Consider the following 16,278-nt stretch of genomic DNA (forward strand, 5'->3'; position numbering starts at 1 on the left):
GTGAAAGCGGTTCGCCTATTCCTGACCGCGCAGCCGCGCCGAACGACGCCGCAACGCTTCCAGCACGAAAAGCATCGTCGCCGAGAGCACCACCAGCAGCGTCGCCACCGCCAGAATCGTCGGGTTGATTTGCTCACGCAGGCCCGAGAACATTTGCCGCGGAATCGTGCGCTGTTCGGGACCTGCGAGGAAGAGCACCAGCACCACCTCGTCAAAGGATGTGACAAAGGCAAAAAGCCCGCCCGAGATCACGCCGGGGCGGATGAGTGGTATCACCACGTCCCAGAACACCTTGATCGGAGAGGCGCCAAGGCTGAGCCCAGCCACGAAGAGTGAGCGGTCAAAGCCGCTGAGCGTGGCGGTGACGGTGATGATGACGAAGGGCACGCCGAGCGCCGCATGGGCGATGATCAGCCCGGTGAAGGTGCCGACCAGATTGAACTGCGTATAGAAAAAGAACATGCCCGCCGCGATGATGATCAACGGCACGATCATCGGCGACAGCAGCAGCGCGGTGATGACCCGTTTGAACGGCATCCAAGGCGAGGCGAGGCCGACGGCGGCCAGTGTCCCCAGAACCGTAGCGATACTGGCGGCTGCAATGCCGACAAGGAAGCTGTTGCGGATCGCGATGCGCCATTTTTGGTCATCGACAATCTCTTGATACCAGCGCGTCGAATAGGCGTCGGGGTCGAGTGACAACATGCCTTGGGTGAAGGTAAAGAACGGCTCGGCATTGAACGACAGCGGCATGATCACGAGGATCGGCAGCATCAGAAAGATGAGCACCAAGGCCGCCATGATGCGCAGGCCGTAGTGGCCCGCTTTGTGCCAGATCGTGTAATAGTCGGGCAATGGGCTCATGGCGTCATCCCAGCTTGAGGTTGTCGGTGCCGACGAAACGGTCGAACAGCCAGTAGAGGACAAGGATCAGGATCAAGAGGAGCGAGCCAAGCGCCGCCGCCAGTTCCCAGTTGTTCGAGACCTGCATGTGGAAGGCGATGATGTTGGAGATCATTTGACCATCGGTGCCGCCCACCAGCGCCGGGGTGATGTAGTAGCCAACCGAGATGATGAAGACCAACAGCGCCCCAGCCGAGAGGCCCGGCAGGCTCATCGGCAGGTAGATTTTGTACCACGCGCCGATGGGGTTCGAGCCCATCGAAATCGCGGCGCGCATGAAGCTCGCATCGATCCCGCGCATCACCGCATAGAGCGGCAGCACCATGAAGGGCAGCAGGATGTGGGTCATGGCAAGGATCGTAGAAAACTCATTGTAGAGCAGTTCAATCGGCTCATTGATCAGCCCCGCCCAAATCAGCGTAGAGTTCACCACGCCGCCCGCTTGCAACAGCGCGATCCAAGCGGTGGTGCGCACCAGAAGCGAGGTCCAGAACGGCAGCAGCACAAAGACCATCAGGAAGTTCGCCGTCGCCGGAGAGGCTTGGGACATGTAAAACGCCAGCGGATAGCCCAGCAACATGGTCAGCCCGGTGATGATCAGCGCCATCTTCAGCGTCTTGGTATAGAGCTGTTTGTAGATCTGCGTATCACGCATGATGATCTCGCCCTCGGCATCATATTCCAGATCGACGGCGGTGAGGTAATAGCTTGAGGTATAGGCCTGCCCGGCGCTGCGGATTGCGCGCCATGTGGCGGGCTTGGCCCAGCGGTCATTCTCGGCCAGCAGCATCTCGGCCCCATTGGCGGCGAGTTCCGCATCATCGGCGCGGCGCAACCCGCGGGCGGTGGATTTGATCACGCTCGACATGCCCGGTAGGGCGCGGTTGATCTCATCAGCAAATTTTCCGGAGGTGCGGTTGTTGGCCATGCGCTTCATGTCGATGGCCATTTGCGTCACCACAGCCGGATCGGGCAGGGTCTCGCCCTCCCAGTCTTCCAGCATGGTCAGCGTGTCGGGTACCAGTTCGGCGACGGTGGGGTTATAGACACTGCGGAACAGCATCGTGGTGATCGGGGCGACAAAGGCGAAAAGGATAAAGACCAGCAGCGGCACCACAAACAGAAACGCCTGCGTGCGGCGGCGGCGCAATTGGCGACGGGCGTTGGCGGCGTCTTGGGTGTTCAGGCTGGGCACACTGGGTCTCGTCTTTAAAGGGGGGAAACCCCGCGCCGGTTAAGGCGCGGGGCAGGGGTGCTTATTGCAGCAGCCATTCGTTGAACTTCTCGCCAAGGCTTTCGCCATAGTCGGCCCAGAAGATGCCGTCGGCCTTCACGCCCTCATCAAGGTGTGCGGTCGGCAGGTCTTGCTTGACCTCATCGGGCAGCAGCGCCTGAGCCGAGTTGCGGGTGGGGCCATAGGCCACATCCTGCATACCCGACAGCGGCACGGTGCCGGTGGCGAACTTGATGAACTCCATCGCGAGGTCTTTCTTCTTGGTGCCCTTCATGATCGCCCAGACGTCGAGGTCATAGACATGGCTGTCCCAAACGATCTCAAACGGTGCGCCATCGTCTTTGATCGCGGCAAAGATACGACCGTTAGCGGATTGCACCATGGTCGCACCGCCATCGTTCAGCAGAACGGGGGCCTGAGACCAGCTATCGTACCAAGTGATGTCATCCTTGATGGTGTCGAGCTTGGCAAAGGCGCGTTTCTGGCCTTCTTCGGTTGCCAGCACCTCATAGATTTCTTCCTTCGGCACACCGTCAGCCAGCAGGGCCCACTCCATATTCACCTGCGGGCGCTTGCGCAGACCACGTTTGCCGGGGAATTTTTCGGTGTCAAAGAAATCCGCGATGGTTTTCGGGCCTTCGCCGTTTTCGGTGTTCACGGCAAAGACAACGGACCAGACAATATTGCCGACGCCACATTCATTGGCCAGCGCGTCTTCGATGAAGTCATCCGCCGCTGCGGTGCCATCGTCGCCATCGGGCAGGACGGATTGGTCGATCACTTCCAGATAACCCTCAGCACAGGCGCGTTCGAGGTCAATCACTTCGATGTCGACGACATCCCACAGGATATTCCCGGCCTCCACCTGCGCCTTCATCTCGGCCACGCCGCCGCCGTAGTCTTCGAACAGGACGTTGGTGCCGGATTCCTTCATATAGGGTTCGATCATGTGCTCCATCTGCGCGGCGCCATATGCGCCGCCAAAAGATGTCACTGTCAGATCCTGGGCCAGAGCAGGGCTGGCAAGCAGCGCCGTCGTGGCCAGATACGTCAGATGTTTCTTCATCGGGTCTCTCCTTGTTGTGTCCAGGTCTTTTGCGGGGCCCCGGTTTGCCCTCGGTCGCCTTTAGTTGGCAAAGGCGATGCAATCTTTCGTCAGGGACAACAGCTGCGCCGTCGCGCCGTCTTCGAACTCGGGCGCGGACAGGTCGTTGAGCACTTTGACGATAATGTCGGTGCCGTCGGGTAGGCGGAAATAATAGCGGATGAAATCGCCCACATAGATGCGCGTAACAAAGGTCGCAGTAAGCGCGTTGTCATGGGCGTGGGTCGTGGGGTGAATGAACAGTTTCTCGGGCCGGATCGACACGCGGCATTGCGCCCCTTCGGTCAGCCCTTCGGAAGTTTGCGTGGTGATGGTGCCGGTATCAGTCTCTACTTTGGCGATCTCGCCTTCGATCTGGCTGACCTTGCCCTGCACAAAGTTATTCTCGCCGATGAACTCGGCCACGAAGGCATTGACCGGGCGCTCATACAGCTCTGCCGGTGGGGCGCATTGTTGCACGACGCCATCGTTGAAGACCGCGATCCGGTCCGACATTGAGAGTGCTTCGGTCTGATCGTGGGTCACGTAGATCACGGTAAAGCCGATCTGCTTGTGCAGACGGGTGATCTCAAACTGCATCTGTTCGCGCAGGTTCTTATCAAGCGCGCCCAAGGGTTCGTCCATCAGGATCAGCGTCGGCTGAAAGATCATCGCGCGGGCCAGCGCTACACGCTGCCGTTGGCCACCGGAAAGCTGACCGGGGCGGCGGTCGCCAAAGGCCGACAATTCCACCAGCGCCAGATATTCCGCCACACGCTCTTTGATATCCGCCTTGGACATTTTGCGCACAGCCAGCGGGTAGGCGAGGTTTTCAGCCACCGTCATATGCGGGAACAGCGCGTAGTTCTGAAACACCATGCCGATGTTGCGCTTGTTGGGCGCGGTCTTGTTGATCGATTTACCGTTGATGGCGATATCGCCCGAGGTGACGCTTTCAAACCCCGCCAACATCATCAGAACGGTGGTTTTGCCCGACCCGGAGGGGCCAAGAAGGGTGATGAACTCCCCCTCCTGCACATCCATGTCGAAGCCTTTGACGACGAGGTTTTCCTGATCGTAGCTCTTCTTGACGTTGTCAAAACGCAGAAAAGTCTCTGCTTTGGTGTCTTTCATTGTGTCGCGGCTCTCCCTGTCGCTGGGGGGAGTTAAGCAGGTGCGATGATTCTAAACAATATGTTGTATCGTTTAAGAGAATCGGCCCCGCGCTTTGGGCGCTTATCGGGTGGGCATGTGGCCACTTTGGCGGCACTGTCGGCGGGTTTTGGCATCCCGGGCGGGAAATTTATGACCCCGCGCCTATGTGGATAGCCAACCGCATGGGCAAGAGTGTCCGGCAGACTGGGATGACCACAAGGAGACAGCACCGATGGGCAAACGTATCGCAATCGTAGGAGGCGGGTATCTTGGGGCGGAACTGGCCAAGGCGATGGACGACATCGCCGATGTCACATTGATCGAACCGCGCAGCCATTTCGTGCATGCCTCTGCGATGATCCGCGCCGTGGTCCAGCCCAGTTTGGTCGAGGACTCGCTGATCCCCTATGACCGCTTGCTGAAACGCGGCCGCGTGGTTGCGGCGCGGGCGACGGGTGTAGACGGGGAGGGTGTGACCCTCGACGACGGCGCGCGGGTCGACGCAGATTACATCGTTGTCGCGACCGGCTCAAACTATGCCGCGCCCTTCAAGCCCAAGGGCGCAGACATCGACGGGCTGCGGGCCGCGAGCCAAGCAGCGCGTGAAAAGCTGCAGGCGGCCAAAACCGTCGGCATCATCGGTGCCGGGGCTGTGGGGGTTGAGCTTGCGGGCGAGATTGCCGAGGCAATGCCCGACAAAAAGATCACCGTGATCACCATGGACGACAAGCTCTTTGCGGCCAAGCCGGACAGCCTTGGGGCTTCGCTGAGCAAGAAGTTAAGGGCCAGCGGGGTGGAGCTTATCCTTGGCAAAAAGGTCGAAGGGCTTGCCTCTATGACAGAGCCGCATGCGGGCAGTGTGACTCTCGAAGGGGGGGCTGAGCGCACATTCGATCTGATCTTTCCCGTGTTGGGGGCGCGTGCCTGTTCTGACCTGCTGAAAAACCTGCCCGGCGCAGAGGTTACCGCCGCAGAGCGGATCAAGACCGATGGCCACCTGCGCCCCTCGTCCTTGCCCAACGTCTTTGCCGCCGGGGACGTGGCGGACCCCGGTGACACCATGACCATCGTCGCGGTCAGCCGGCAATTGCCTTGGTTGAAAAAGACCCTCACCGGGCTGATCACGGGCCGCAAACTGGCGGATATGAAAACCTATCGCCCGTGGGGTACGGAGGCGCCGATCGTGCTGCCCTTGGGGCCGGAACGCGGCAATAGCTTTTTGATGCTGTTCACCGCAGGCGATTGGATAACGAAAAAGGTAAAAGGCGCGGATCTGTTCGTGCCAAAATACCAAAAGCTGCTGAACCGGCGCTGACGGGGCGCTTTTCGTGGTCTGAAAGTGACTTGGCATATACCTAAGAATAGGGCCGTTATCCTGACGCCAGCAGGCATTGAGCGGCGACATGTGTGAAGGTTGATTAACGTCAACTCAGGAGCACAAGCCATGTCCATTCAGTTCAGCCACAGTTTCGATGCCGCCCAAAGCGTCACAGAGATCACCCCGATCACCGCCTGCGTCAGCATGGGCAAATACGCGACCGCGCAGGGGGAGCTTGTCTGGCAAAAGGGTGAGATCGCCTGCATCCGCTCCGACACGGCGCTGTTTGTCGGCAAACGCATTTAAGCATTCACGCGATATTAAGTGCCGCACCGCTACGGTGGCCCTCGGGGCGTGATTCAGGATGCAAGGTGCGGTGAAATGAACTGGAATGCTATCGTTATCGACGATTCAGAGATTGCGCGGCAGTTCATTCAGGCGTCCCTCGCCGAAGTCGGATTTTCATGCGTGGCGGATTATGGATGCCCCGCCCAAGCCTTGGACGCGCTGGCGAAGGAGCGGATCGCGACAGACGTGATCATCACGGATTTCATGATGCCTGCGATGGACGGGCTTGAGTTCTGTAGCCATGTCAGAGGTCTGCCATTCTACCACGGCGTTCCGGTCGTCATGATCTCAACCCGAAAAGACGCGGATCTGCTGCGCCGCGCTTTGGCGGCAGGGGCAAGCGACTGTTTGAAAAAGCCTTTTAGCCTGTCAGAGCTTGGAAGGCGGCTGCAGTTATGTCTGAAAAACGCAGGCGTTGCCGTTCAATAGGGGGTGCGTCTGCACGCAGACTGGGCGGCATAACGCCCCCTCGCGGGGCGCGTAGCACCGGGGTCGGTTAAGACCTGATCTACAGTCAATCATCTGTCGGGGAATATTGGTGCCCAGGAGAGGCATTGAACTGACGTATCATCTAGTGTCAGCCTGTTTCAGTAAGTATCCAACCATCTGTTTTTGTTGTGTTCGGTTGTGTCATCCTGTTTCATCCGGTCCCATGTCATGCTATATATAGGGGTGGATTGAGAGGGGGATAGGAATTTGGCGGCATTGAACAAGCTTTCCTCGGCCAAGGTCAGAACCGCCCCTCCCGGCAAGTACTCAGACGGGGGAGGGCTTTGGCTAGTAAAGCGCGAAGATGGCGGCGCTCAGTGGGTGCTGCGCGTTACTGTTCATGGGCGACGGCGTGAGATGGGTATTGGCAACCTTCAGGCTGTTTCCTTGAAAGAAGCGAGAGCGGCGGCAGAGAGGTGGCGGGCGGTGGTCCGAGAGGGCAAAGATCCCATCAAAGAGCGTGAGCGGCAGCGGCGGCTAGCGGAACGGCAAGATCACACGCTGGCATCGGTTGCTCGTGAGGCGTTCGAATCTCGGAAGTCGCAGCTTAAGGGTGATGGTAAGGCTGGGCGCTGGTTCTCCCCGCTTGAACTGCATGTGCTACCGAAAATTGGTAAGGTTCCTGTCGAGGAAATCGATCAGCAAGATATTAGGAACGCATTAGAACCTATCTGGCATGAGAAGGCTGACACGGCCCGCAAAGCAATGAACCGCCTGAACATCACCCTGGAACATGCAGCGGCAATGGGCCTTAATGTGGATCTTCAGGCAATCATGAAAGCGAAAGCGCTTCTGGGAAAGACGCGCCACAAGGCAAAGAACATTCCCTACATGCCGTGGCCAGAGGTCCCCGCCTTCTACTCAAGCTTGACAGAGCAGACGCCCACGCATCTCGCCCTGCGATTACTGATCCTGACAGCCGTCCGGTCAAATGGCGTTCGCTTTTGCCACCTAGATCAAATCGAAGGCAATGTATGGACTGTGCCCGAAGAGAACATGAAAGGTCAGGTAGGGGCCATGACTGACTTCCGAGTGCCTTTGTCTGATGAAGCCTTAGCAGTCATTGAGTTGGCAAAGCCGTTGGCACGAGAGGGCTACCTGTTCCCAAGCGTTCGTAAGGGTGTAATCTCGGACGCAACGATGAGCCGTCACATGGAGCGGAGGGGACTTCTGGCCCGCCCTCACGGCTTCCGGTCGAGCTTTAAGACGTGGTGCGTGGAGACGACCGATGTGCCTGAAGTGGTTGTCGAAACGTCATTAGCTCATGTGGTCGGCAACAAGGTCGAGCGGTCTTACCGTCGAACAGACCTACTGGAGCGCCGCCGCCCGCTCATGGCGCGCTGGGCTGATCACGTCACAGGCAAGAACGCCAGCGAGGTGATTAGAATTGCGTAAGCCCCGTTCCTTAAATTTTGCCTTAACCACAACCTGCTACGAATGGCATCATTCATTTAACAAAGAGATAACGATGACTGATAAAATTCTACGCTGCCGGGACGTACAGGAGGTGACTGGTCTTAGCAGGTCTACGATTTATAGGATGATGGACCGGGACGACTTTCCGAAGGCGACCAAGCTGGGCGTTCGCGCCATTGGCTGGCGGCAGAGCGCTGTGCGTAGCTGGATCGAGGGGCGCTGTGATGTGTGCTAAGTTCTCTAGCGAGAAGCCGTCGCTAAATGAAGATCCTTTCGACGATGCCGCCTTACTTGAAAGCGATTATCAGCGGGCTTTGGATTACGCAGATGAAGTAATTGAAGGCCTTCCGAAACTGGTTGGAATGACCCTACCTGAAATGCGTGAATTAAGCCTCACTGATCTTGCAATCGCTCTGATACCCGGTATCGAAACCATCAACCCTGACCCGAACACAGTTTGGCATCGCGTTTCTGATGCTGCCGCATATGAATTGTATTTCGAGGGCAAGCGAAACCCAGACGCCTATGATACTGCGATAGAGATTTGCACTCGAAACTTACACAATGGAGCCCCGTTGCCGGTGGGATTGAGGCAGCTAATGATCGGGGAGCTTCAAGGGAGCTATAAGCGGGTGAAGCGAGTTGGTCCGAAGCCGAAGGGCGATTTTGCAAGGCGCTGGCTTCTGTATCAAGAAGCTCACTTCATCGCGGACGCATTTAACCTTCATCTCACACGGAATGATGCTTCGAACGCAAACAGTGCGTGCGATGTCTTGGTTAACTCGTCAGAAATTCATGGGTATTCTATAAAATACAATACCTTAAGGGATTGGTGTACGCACTCGGATTACGCCGGATTCCGTGCGCGTGCTGACAGGCTGTCGAACTTTCTTAAGGACCGTTACCTACAGAGTCTCGGAGTTATACGGTGTCGCCCTTCGTAAGGGGGATGCTTGATCACCCCCCGTATGACAGGCTGAGCCACTGAGGCCATTTTAGCTTTACCGCAACCAAGCAAGTGGATGGTGAAGCATGAAATACCTCAACCTGAACCAACTTTCCGACAAGATGGGCGGGCGTTCCCGCAGCAGCATCTATCGAGATGTTGACGAGAAACGCATTCCCGCGCCGATCAAAATTGGGAGCCGTCTGTACTGGGTGGAAAGCGCAGTGGATGACGCCATTGCCTCTGCTCAACAGCATGCCGCCTAAGAAAAACCCCAGCCGTACGAGGACGAGCCGGGGCGTAATCTTGAAGGGCGTAAGCAATCCGAAAGTAACGCGTTTGGCCAGTCCTTTCAACAAGAAAGGAACACGGCAATGAACATCGAATTTAACTTCGAACCGAAGCCTCGCTGGATTCTCTCGGTGCGCGACCTGCCCGAAGAACGCAGTCCCGCCCGCTATCAGGTGATTGGCGTCGATGGGCAGGCCACAGAAGTCATTCTGGACAAGCGCAAGCGCCAAGTTGTGGATGCGCTACTGACTGGCGAACTGTACTGCGCCTCTACCGTACGGATTGGCGATATCGTCTTTCGACTGAAAGAGGACAACGGCCTTCACGCCGAGACGAAAGCCCTCGCGAACGGGCGGAAGTACTACACCCTGCAAGGCAAGGTCCAATTCTTGGGGCCGGTCAGCAAGGAGGGCGCATGCTAATGGCCCTCAAAATCCAGATTGCCCGCTTGCAACGCCTTTATGGCCTGACCGCAACCCAAGCCCGCCTCGTCGCTGGTCTGCACTATGGGGAGGGCGTGTAGTGGCAGATATCATCAAGAACAGTCGCGAGGTTATCCGCGTCACCCGTGGCGAGTTCAAAGGTCACGATATGGTTAACGTCCGCGTCTTCTTTGACGCGGGTGAAGGCGAGATGAAACCCGGCAAACAAGGGGTCGCGTTTCGCGCGGCCCTGCTGCCCGATGTGCTGGATGCGTTGAACCAGTTCATGGGGGGGAATGTCTAATGGCAAAGACCTTCGCCCAAATTGAAACCACACTGCCGCACTCTCGGAAGCTGCGGCAGCTTAACCATAAGGAAAGGTGGGCGTATCTATGCGCCCACCTCACGCCACTTGGCGGATACATCGGCCTGTTCCGGTATCCCAAGGCCGTCTGGGCTGATGATGCTGACCTTTCAGTAACAGAACTTGATGCGGCTATCCACAAGATGGCGGAAGCTGGCCTGCTGACATTCGATGAAGATGAAGACTTCGTTCGGATTCATAGCTGGTTTCTCAAGAAGAACGCGCCTGAGAACGCCAGCCGCATGGCATCTATTGCGGCTGACTATGCGGACCTCGATGCGCCGGATGCGATGATACTGGAATCGGCGGCAGAGTTCACAGTCGGCGCAATCAAACGCGCGCAGAGGTGGAAGCCCGACAGTGTGGAGTGGTCGAAGCTCCGCGACGTGTTCAAGCCCTTCTTGGCAGGGATGCGCCACAACTACGAAGACGACTTGCACGAGGCGCTAGCCGGGCAACTCAATGGGCAAAACCGTGCGGTGAAAGTCGAACTTTGCGCACTCATCCCCTCCTTGCAGCATCATCTTGAGGCACCCTGCCGCCACCCTGCCCACACCGTGGGGGCACACGACACTAAGACGAGACGACACTTAGACGAGACTAAAACGAGAAAAGACGAAAACTACACGGACCAATTTTCGGCGGAAAATGTCCAACCATTCACGGCACCGAGTTCGGCAGAGGTCGAAGGTGCTGAGAAAGGGAGAAAGGCTCAAGGGCCTCACTCAGAAACTATCGAAGCAGCAAGACGCATAGGAGCGATCCCATGAAGAACCGTAACAACGGGCAGAAAACGGATGACCGGAATCCGGACGGCACATTTGCCCCCGGTAATCCCGGCAAGCCCAAAGGATCACGCCACAGGGCCACACAGGCCATTGAGGCGATGCTAAAGGGCCAGCAGGAGGCATTGACGCAGGCAGCCATACACAAGGCGCTTGAAGGCGATGTCACCGCTCTGCGCCTGTGTCTCGACCGCATAGCGCCTGCCCGGAAGGATGCGCCAGTATCCTTTGCCCTGCCGGAGGTTGAAACGGCTGAGGACGCAGCCAAGGCCGCTCGGGCCATTCTCAAAGCAATCGCAGAGGGCGACGTGACTCCGCTGGAGGCTGCGACGGTCATGGCCGTGGTCGAGCAGTTCCGCCGCACCTTGGAAACCACCGAGATTGAACGCCGGATCACGGCACTGGAGGCAAGCAAATGAGCAGCACGAAACACAGACTTCGGGAACTTGAGCGCGGCAATCAGCGCCTAGAGGTGCGACTGACCTCACTGACCTTCGACAATGGCGATGACACCGCTCAGAAGGGCAGTCAGGCAGCCGCTTTCCTCTGCGATGACTCTGTCTTTGAAATCGCCCGCAACCACGACGAAGACGCAGACGCATTTGCGCGCAGAGCAGAGGCCGAAGGCATAGCGCTGGCGCGGGCTGAATATCCCAAGGCCATTATATTGGCCCCCGGCACAGAGGACCTTTGAGCATGACACGAGAAAGCAGAGTGCAGCGTCTTGAAACGGCCTTCGGAGCGCCGCGCAAGACCATCATAGCTGTTATCCCGGAGGCTTGGGATAAGAGCGAGGTACAGGCAGGCATTGCCAGACTTCGGCAAACGTCCGCGCTGCCCTCCACATGGGAGGTCAGTCTAACACGGGATCAGAATATCACCGCTGAACGCCTTCTGTTCGCGGGCAGCCTAGATGCCTTGTTCAAGCACGCTGCCAAGCACAGCGGCAGGATCGGCGTTTCAGAGCGGGAGGGTCGGGCGTGAACCTCTCATCGAGACTTCAACATCTGGAAATCAAGAGACCGAAGGCCGCAACGGGGAATGCGAAGCTGAGGCTTGAGCAGCATCTTCAAACCATTGCTGATCGACGCGCGCCGCCCACCCTCGAAGAACAGCAGGCTGCGAAAGATTGGCTTGCCAACGAATGGCCCCTGCATCTGGAAAGGATACGCCGCAATGGGAATTAAGAACCGTATCGCCCGTCTTGAGGGGCATCACCCCGGCGCTGAAGAAATAGGACCAGTTGTTGTGCATTTCGTCAGCCCTGTTGAGGGCGAGGACTATGGCAAAGGCTATGCAACGTTTCTCGGCACAGGCATTCCCCAAATTTGGCGGGATGAGGGCGAAACCCGAGAGGAATTTGAAGCCCGCGCCGACCGGATTTGGTCCACACGGGACAGTTAAACACGTGACCGTAGTGAGGTAATATGATACCATCAACCAAAGGAACGCGCGCCATGAACAACCCCGAAAAAGAACCCGCCCTGAACACGGAAAAGACGATGGGCGACATCATGCGCGAGATCATGGCTTGGCCTCTCCCAGCCTTGCCGCGCCCAACCCACAACGCCCCCGAGCGCAAGCAGTAGGAAACAAGCATGTCACTGGACCCCCGTATCATCCTCGCAGGAACTCAGCCCGACTTTGTGAACGTGCTTGCGCGCTCCGATCAGGCTGCGCAGCAGAAAAATGAGTTTCAGCGCACCAACGCGCTTAACAGCCTCTATCAGGAGCAAGGCCCACAGATTGCAGCAGGCGATCAGAATGCGCTCAACGCTCTAGCCGGGTTCGATCCCAAAGCCGCCCTTGGCGTACAGTCCGCCCGTCAGAACATGCGCATCAACGAGGAAGAGCTAAGTCTCCGCAAACAGTCTGCCGCACGAGAGTCGGCGAAGTGGGCACAGACGCAAGACGACCGCACCAAGGCAGAGCAGGCCCAAAAAATGCGTCAGGGCCTTATGGCTGCGGGTTCTGCGTTTGAAGCGGGAGACCAAGAGGGACTTAACGTATCTTGCAGGGGTATGGCGTTGAGCCTGTGCCGCTGGCGGAGTTCCCCTATCTTGCCGCGCAAGTGGAGGGAGCGCTTGAGGGGCTTTCCGCCGCAAGCCAGTTTGGCAAACCGCCCGCGCCGAAGTGGAAAGTCACCGACAGCGGGCAGGCTATCAATGAACTCGACCCGCTGGCCGGGGCGCAGGATATTCCGAACTTTGAGGCGAATCCAAAGACGTCCGCCGCAGAGCAGAAGATTGAGCGTATCATCTCTGAATACGGCGTTGACCGGCGCACCGCAGTGGGGATTGTCGATGGCGTCTTGAACGTCTCACGCCACCCGCTCGACGGCTCAGTTGTCGTCACAGACCTTGCAACAAATCAGGTAGTCACCCCACAGCAGGCAGAACCGACGCCACCGCCGGGTAGCCTGCCTGAGCGTACCAATTCTTTCGAAGGCACGAACCCCCGTGGCGCAGTTGGTGTACCCGGCGTGGCGGCATCCCTCGCAAATACCATTCTCGACAGCGTAGGGCTTGGTCAGGCTGCACCGGATATCGACCGCGCGCAGACAGCAATGGACAGCCTCGCAACACGGACCGTGCAGGGCCTCTCTGCGCAGTGGCCGGGGCGTCCGTCCAACCTCACCCGCGAAATGATTGACAACATGACCGTGCGGCCCGGTGACTTCACCACTGGCCCCGGCAGGGCGGCGAACAAAGTTGCCGACATGAAACGCGAAATCGAGCGGGCGATTGCCTCTGCCCACGAAGTTGCTAGCAGCCAAGGTAAGTACAGCAGAACACAGATAGCCGAAGCGCAAGCGGCCTTGAACGACCTGTTGCCGCTTTACCAAGACTACATCGACCTCGGCAGCGCACTCGGCGGACAAGCTGGCACGGGCGAAGGTCAAACGAAAAGCGGCATCAAATGGAGCGTTGAATAATGGCAACTCTGAACATTGAAGGCCGCAAGGTCAAAGTAGACGATAGCTTTCTAAGCATGTCGCCGGAGCAGCAAGAGGCAACGATTGAAGAGATTGCGTCCAGCCTTGGCGTGAAGGGCGAACAGCATCCGATCATGTCTCAAGTGAACCGTGGTATCGCAGACGGCGTGGGCGGGCTAGTGGACCTGATCAACCCGTTTGATGGCGACGAATTTGGCTTTTCCACCGGGTCAGCCAAGGATGGCTTGCAGAACGCTATGCAGGCGGGTGGCGTTGAGGTGGCTCAAGGCGAAGCGGAAGGGTTTGCCGACAACTTCTGGCGGGGTGCCGGAGCGGGTGCAGCCGGGATGGTTCCTGCTGCCAAGGGTCTGCAACTGGCCCAACGCGCTCCCGGCATGGTCGGAGCCATTGCCCAACGGCTTGCACCTCAGGCAGCGACGACAAGCGGTGCAGCAACCGAAATGCTGGCCGCAGGCACGGGTCGAGGCTCTGGCGAGCTGCTTGAACAGGCGGGCGCGCCTGAATGGGCGCAGCAGACTGCGGAAATAGCCGCCCCTGCTGTTGCCTTGCCTGCACTTGGGGCCACCGCGCGTGGCGCTGGTCGTGTCGCTTCCGAAGCCCCCGGCGCAGCGCTCGCTCGTAGAACGGCTCAGGAGGTCAAGCGGGGCGTGTTGCCTATGACCCAGCAGGGAGCCGAGGAAGTGGCCGCAGAGCGCCTGAGAGGCCTTGTAGGGGGCGAAGAGCGCGCAGCAGAGCTAGGGCGCCGGATTGAGGCTGACAACGACCTAGGGCTTACGCCAGCGCAGCAGACGGGCGATCCTAACCTTCTGGGGCTTGAAGCGCAGGCGATGCGTGAGAACCCGCTTCTGCGCGAGGCCTTGGAAGCCAACAAAGCCGCGTCACGGCAAAGGGCGGCAACCGCTATCGATGCCACCACAGGAAATGTGCAGGACGCGACAGGCTACTTTGAGCGGAGGCTGGATGGGTTCCGGAAAAGCCTAAACGCGCAGGCCGTATGGGCAAAGGCGAAAGCTGGGGCGACTGAGGCGGGCACGAGGCCCAATGCCACTGAGACAGAAAACTCCGTGCAGGTAGCGGATGCTATTCAAGGGCAGCTTGATACCGCATTGAAGCGTGAGGGTGTTCTGTGGAGCGCTGTACCCAGAGGGGCGAAAGTTGGCACTGACAACGCGCGTTCTGCCGCTCAAAATGCAATCGACAACATTCCCTATGCACAGCGGGAGGATATCCCCAAAGCCGTCAGCGATATTCTGAGCGCCGATGTCTATGCCGAGGGGGCGACTGTCAACGACATGCACGGGGCCTATTCTAAGCTGCGTCAGGTGGCCCGTTCAGCAATGGCGGGGACCGATCAGAACAAGAACCGCGCGCGCATCGCCAATGAAGTTGCAGAGGCCATCTTGAAAGACCTAGGCGCAGTCGACGGGGCAAAGGATATTGGCCGCAAAATCAACGCGGCTCGCGCCTACAGCCGTGCTCTTCATGAAACCTTTGACCAAGGGACAGTCGGCAAGGTCTTGAACCGCACGATTGATGGCGACGGCACCATAGCACCTGAAACAGCTTTGGGGCGCACAGTGGGACGTGGCGGCGCTGTCGGGAAGGTCGCTGCAGAGGACTTGGAAAAGGCAGCCCCAAAAGGCGGTGCAGCTATCGGTGACTTCCTCAAGGGGCGGTTTGCGGCTACCATGCGAGACGCCAGCAGCACCTATACGCCGAAGCGGGCGCGTGAGTGGATGCGCAACAACAGCGAACTTATGGCGCGCTATCCCGAATTGCGGGGCGAGTTTGCGAAAGCTTTGCAGAGCAGCGATAGTGCATCTGCGTTTGCGGCGCGGGCCGAAGCCCGGATCAAGCTGGCTGACAAGAGCGCAGCGTCTCAATTTGCGGGGACTAAAGATGGCAAAGCGGTCCTATCAATCATCGGTGCGGACAACCCGGCGAAGCAGGCCCGAGCGGTCGTATCCACCGCCCGCAAAGACCCGACTGGGAAGGCTCTGGCAGGCGTTAAAGCTGCTTTTTCTGATCACCTGATTGCTGGTGCGACCTCGAAGGATGGTGTGTTGTCCGGCAAGGGCCTGCTGGCGCTGATGCAAGACAAGCAAATGCACTCTGCAATGGCACAGGTGTTCAATAGCGGAGAAGTCGCGCGCCTGCGTCGGATCGCCGTTCAGCTAGCCAAAGTAGACGCAAAGTCCGCACCAGACGTGGGCAATGTGATGGATAGTCCAGCAAACAAAATGGTCGAAATGGTCGTCAGGATTGCCGCAGCGCGGCATGGCGGGAGCATGGGCGGCGGGTCTATGGGGGGTAGCATCCAGACGGCCAATATCTTCACAGAGCGCGCCCGCAAGGCACTGCGCAACTTGACCAACGATAGGGCGAGGCAGCTACTGCTAGATGCGGTAGAAGACCCTGAATTGTTCAAGGAGCTTCTGCGGACGCCCGAAAACATTCGACTGTCAGGGTCGAAGAGAAGCAGGCTTGCACCCTATCTCATTGGTGCCGGGGTTGCGGTGAATCAAGATTGAGGCGAGGGCAGTTTGCCCCGTGGGCGCTTAGAGGAA

General features: G+C 58.4%; 21 protein-coding genes. 17 read left to right on the forward strand and 4 right to left on the reverse strand.

Going from position 1 to position 16,278, the window contains the following annotated elements:
• Positions 1–15: 15 nt before the first annotated feature.
• The 4 genes from K3758_RS01010 to K3758_RS01025 all read right to left on the reverse strand — a co-directional run bounded on the left by K3758_RS01010 (position 16) and on the right by K3758_RS01025 (position 4,355).
• A complete protein-coding gene (locus K3758_RS01010; RefSeq protein ID WP_174861039.1) occupies positions 16–864 on the reverse strand; it encodes an ABC transporter permease in 849 nt (282 codons plus the stop codon).
• A 4-nt stretch (positions 865–868) separates the two neighbouring features.
• Positions 869–2,098, reverse strand: coding sequence for an ABC transporter permease (locus tag K3758_RS01015; RefSeq protein ID WP_259946963.1), 1,230 nt, complete (start codon positions 2,096–2,098; stop codon positions 869–871).
• Positions 2,099–2,159: 61 nt separating this feature from the next.
• Positions 2,160–3,203 (reverse strand): ABC transporter substrate-binding protein, encoded by a 1,044-nt coding sequence (locus K3758_RS01020; protein ID WP_259946964.1) that lies wholly within the window; start codon positions 3,201–3,203, stop codon positions 2,160–2,162.
• Positions 3,204–3,263: 60 nt separating this feature from the next.
• The gene (locus tag K3758_RS01025; protein WP_259946967.1) at positions 3,264–4,355 is read right to left on the reverse strand and encodes an ABC transporter ATP-binding protein; all 1,092 of its coding nucleotides are present in this window, start codon (positions 4,353–4,355) and stop codon (positions 3,264–3,266) included.
• 253 nt (positions 4,356–4,608) lie between these two features.
• Between K3758_RS01025 and K3758_RS01030 the strand changes: the two genes are divergently transcribed.
• The 17 genes from K3758_RS01030 to K3758_RS01110 all read left to right on the forward strand — a co-directional run bounded on the left by K3758_RS01030 (position 4,609) and on the right by K3758_RS01110 (position 16,242).
• Positions 4,609–5,691: an NAD(P)/FAD-dependent oxidoreductase gene (locus tag K3758_RS01030; RefSeq protein WP_259946969.1), complete on the forward strand. Its 1,083-nt coding sequence runs from the start codon at positions 4,609–4,611 to the stop codon at positions 5,689–5,691.
• Between the two features lie 129 nt (positions 5,692–5,820).
• Positions 5,821–6,000: a hypothetical protein gene (locus K3758_RS01035; protein ID WP_259946970.1), complete on the forward strand. Its 180-nt coding sequence runs from the start codon at positions 5,821–5,823 to the stop codon at positions 5,998–6,000.
• A 75-nt stretch (positions 6,001–6,075) separates the two neighbouring features.
• A complete protein-coding gene (locus K3758_RS01040; RefSeq protein ID WP_259946971.1) occupies positions 6,076–6,471 on the forward strand; it encodes a PleD family two-component system response regulator in 396 nt (131 codons plus the stop codon).
• Between the two features lie 267 nt (positions 6,472–6,738).
• Positions 6,739–7,926, forward strand: a complete 1,188-nt coding sequence (locus K3758_RS01045; RefSeq protein ID WP_259946973.1) for a site-specific integrase — start codon at positions 6,739–6,741, stop codon at positions 7,924–7,926.
• A 73-nt stretch (positions 7,927–7,999) separates the two neighbouring features.
• The gene (locus K3758_RS01050; RefSeq protein ID WP_259946974.1) at positions 8,000–8,182 is read left to right on the forward strand and encodes an AlpA family transcriptional regulator; all 183 of its coding nucleotides are present in this window, start codon (positions 8,000–8,002) and stop codon (positions 8,180–8,182) included.
• A complete protein-coding gene (locus tag K3758_RS01055) occupies positions 8,172–8,891 on the forward strand; it encodes a hypothetical protein (protein WP_259946977.1) in 720 nt (239 codons plus the stop codon). The genes K3758_RS01050 and K3758_RS01055 overlap by 11 nt, the downstream gene beginning before the upstream one ends.
• Before the next feature lie 88 nt (positions 8,892–8,979).
• Entirely contained in the window at positions 8,980–9,159 is a 180-nt protein-coding gene (locus tag K3758_RS01060; protein ID WP_259946979.1) for an AlpA family transcriptional regulator, read from the forward strand.
• A 108-nt stretch (positions 9,160–9,267) separates the two neighbouring features.
• Entirely contained in the window at positions 9,268–9,606 is a 339-nt protein-coding gene (locus tag K3758_RS01065) for a hypothetical protein (protein ID WP_259946980.1), read from the forward strand.
• Between the two features lie 100 nt (positions 9,607–9,706).
• Positions 9,707–9,910: a transcriptional coactivator p15/PC4 family protein gene (locus K3758_RS01070; protein WP_259946981.1), complete on the forward strand. Its 204-nt coding sequence runs from the start codon at positions 9,707–9,709 to the stop codon at positions 9,908–9,910.
• On the forward strand, positions 9,910–10,740 hold the full coding sequence (locus tag K3758_RS01075; RefSeq protein WP_259946982.1) for a hypothetical protein: 831 nt from the start codon (positions 9,910–9,912) through the stop codon (positions 10,738–10,740). The genes K3758_RS01070 and K3758_RS01075 overlap by 1 nt, the downstream gene beginning before the upstream one ends.
• Complete coding sequence (locus K3758_RS01080; RefSeq protein WP_259946983.1) at positions 10,737–11,174, forward strand: DUF5681 domain-containing protein; 438 nt, start codon at positions 10,737–10,739, stop codon at positions 11,172–11,174. Before K3758_RS01075 ends, K3758_RS01080 begins: the two co-directional genes overlap by 4 nt.
• A complete protein-coding gene (locus K3758_RS01085; protein WP_259946984.1) occupies positions 11,171–11,449 on the forward strand; it encodes a hypothetical protein in 279 nt (92 codons plus the stop codon). Before K3758_RS01080 ends, K3758_RS01085 begins: the two co-directional genes overlap by 4 nt.
• 2 nt (positions 11,450–11,451) lie before the next feature.
• A complete protein-coding gene (locus K3758_RS01090; RefSeq protein ID WP_259946985.1) occupies positions 11,452–11,739 on the forward strand; it encodes a hypothetical protein in 288 nt (95 codons plus the stop codon).
• 192 nt (positions 11,740–11,931) lie between these two features.
• Positions 11,932–12,159, forward strand: a complete 228-nt coding sequence (locus K3758_RS01095) for a hypothetical protein (RefSeq protein ID WP_259946986.1) — start codon at positions 11,932–11,934, stop codon at positions 12,157–12,159.
• A 53-nt stretch (positions 12,160–12,212) separates the two neighbouring features.
• Entirely contained in the window at positions 12,213–12,344 is a 132-nt protein-coding gene (locus K3758_RS01100) for a hypothetical protein (RefSeq protein ID WP_259946987.1), read from the forward strand.
• Between the two features lie 422 nt (positions 12,345–12,766).
• On the forward strand, positions 12,767–13,690 hold the full coding sequence (locus tag K3758_RS01105) for a hypothetical protein (protein ID WP_259946988.1): 924 nt from the start codon (positions 12,767–12,769) through the stop codon (positions 13,688–13,690).
• Positions 13,690–16,242 carry a hypothetical protein gene (locus K3758_RS01110; protein WP_259946989.1) on the forward strand — a complete coding sequence of 851 codons (2,553 nt, stop codon included), beginning with the start codon at positions 13,690–13,692 and terminating at the stop codon, positions 16,240–16,242. The genes K3758_RS01105 and K3758_RS01110 overlap by 1 nt, the downstream gene beginning before the upstream one ends.
• The last annotated feature ends 36 nt before the right edge of the window (positions 16,243–16,278 follow it).

The sequence above is a fragment of the Sulfitobacter sp. W002 genome (assembly GCF_025142135.1).
Lineage (GTDB): Bacteria > Pseudomonadota > Alphaproteobacteria > Rhodobacterales > Rhodobacteraceae > Sulfitobacter > Sulfitobacter profundi.

Coding starts and splice junctions, on each gene's coding strand:
- K3758_RS01050 (WP_259946974.1), top strand. CDS start 8,000: ATGACTGATAAAATTCTACGCTGCCGGGACGTACAGGAGGTGACTGGT.
- K3758_RS01060 (WP_259946979.1), top strand. CDS start 8,980: ATGAAATACCTCAACCTGAACCAACTTTCCGACAAGATGGGCGGGCGT.
- K3758_RS01080 (WP_259946983.1), top strand. CDS start 10,737: ATGAAGAACCGTAACAACGGGCAGAAAACGGATGACCGGAATCCGGAC.
- K3758_RS01100 (WP_259946987.1), top strand. CDS start 12,213: ATGAACAACCCCGAAAAAGAACCCGCCCTGAACACGGAAAAGACGATG.
- K3758_RS01030 (WP_259946969.1), top strand. CDS start 4,609: ATGGGCAAACGTATCGCAATCGTAGGAGGCGGGTATCTTGGGGCGGAA.
- K3758_RS01065 (WP_259946980.1), top strand. CDS start 9,268: ATGAACATCGAATTTAACTTCGAACCGAAGCCTCGCTGGATTCTCTCG.
- K3758_RS01090 (WP_259946985.1), top strand. CDS start 11,452: ATGACACGAGAAAGCAGAGTGCAGCGTCTTGAAACGGCCTTCGGAGCG.
- K3758_RS01025 (WP_259946967.1), bottom strand. CDS start 4,355: ATGAAAGACACCAAAGCAGAGACTTTTCTGCGTTTTGACAACGTCAAG.
- K3758_RS01035 (WP_259946970.1), top strand. CDS start 5,821: ATGTCCATTCAGTTCAGCCACAGTTTCGATGCCGCCCAAAGCGTCACA.
- K3758_RS01055 (WP_259946977.1), top strand. CDS start 8,172: ATGTGTGCTAAGTTCTCTAGCGAGAAGCCGTCGCTAAATGAAGATCCT.
- K3758_RS01085 (WP_259946984.1), top strand. CDS start 11,171: ATGAGCAGCACGAAACACAGACTTCGGGAACTTGAGCGCGGCAATCAG.
- K3758_RS01010 (WP_174861039.1), bottom strand. CDS start 864: ATGAGCCCATTGCCCGACTATTACACGATCTGGCACAAAGCGGGCCAC.
- K3758_RS01040 (WP_259946971.1), top strand. CDS start 6,076: ATGAACTGGAATGCTATCGTTATCGACGATTCAGAGATTGCGCGGCAG.
- K3758_RS01095 (WP_259946986.1), top strand. CDS start 11,932: ATGGGAATTAAGAACCGTATCGCCCGTCTTGAGGGGCATCACCCCGGC.
- K3758_RS01020 (WP_259946964.1), bottom strand. CDS start 3,203: ATGAAGAAACATCTGACGTATCTGGCCACGACGGCGCTGCTTGCCAGC.
- K3758_RS01075 (WP_259946982.1), top strand. CDS start 9,910: ATGGCAAAGACCTTCGCCCAAATTGAAACCACACTGCCGCACTCTCGG.
- K3758_RS01110 (WP_259946989.1), top strand. CDS start 13,690: ATGGCAACTCTGAACATTGAAGGCCGCAAGGTCAAAGTAGACGATAGC.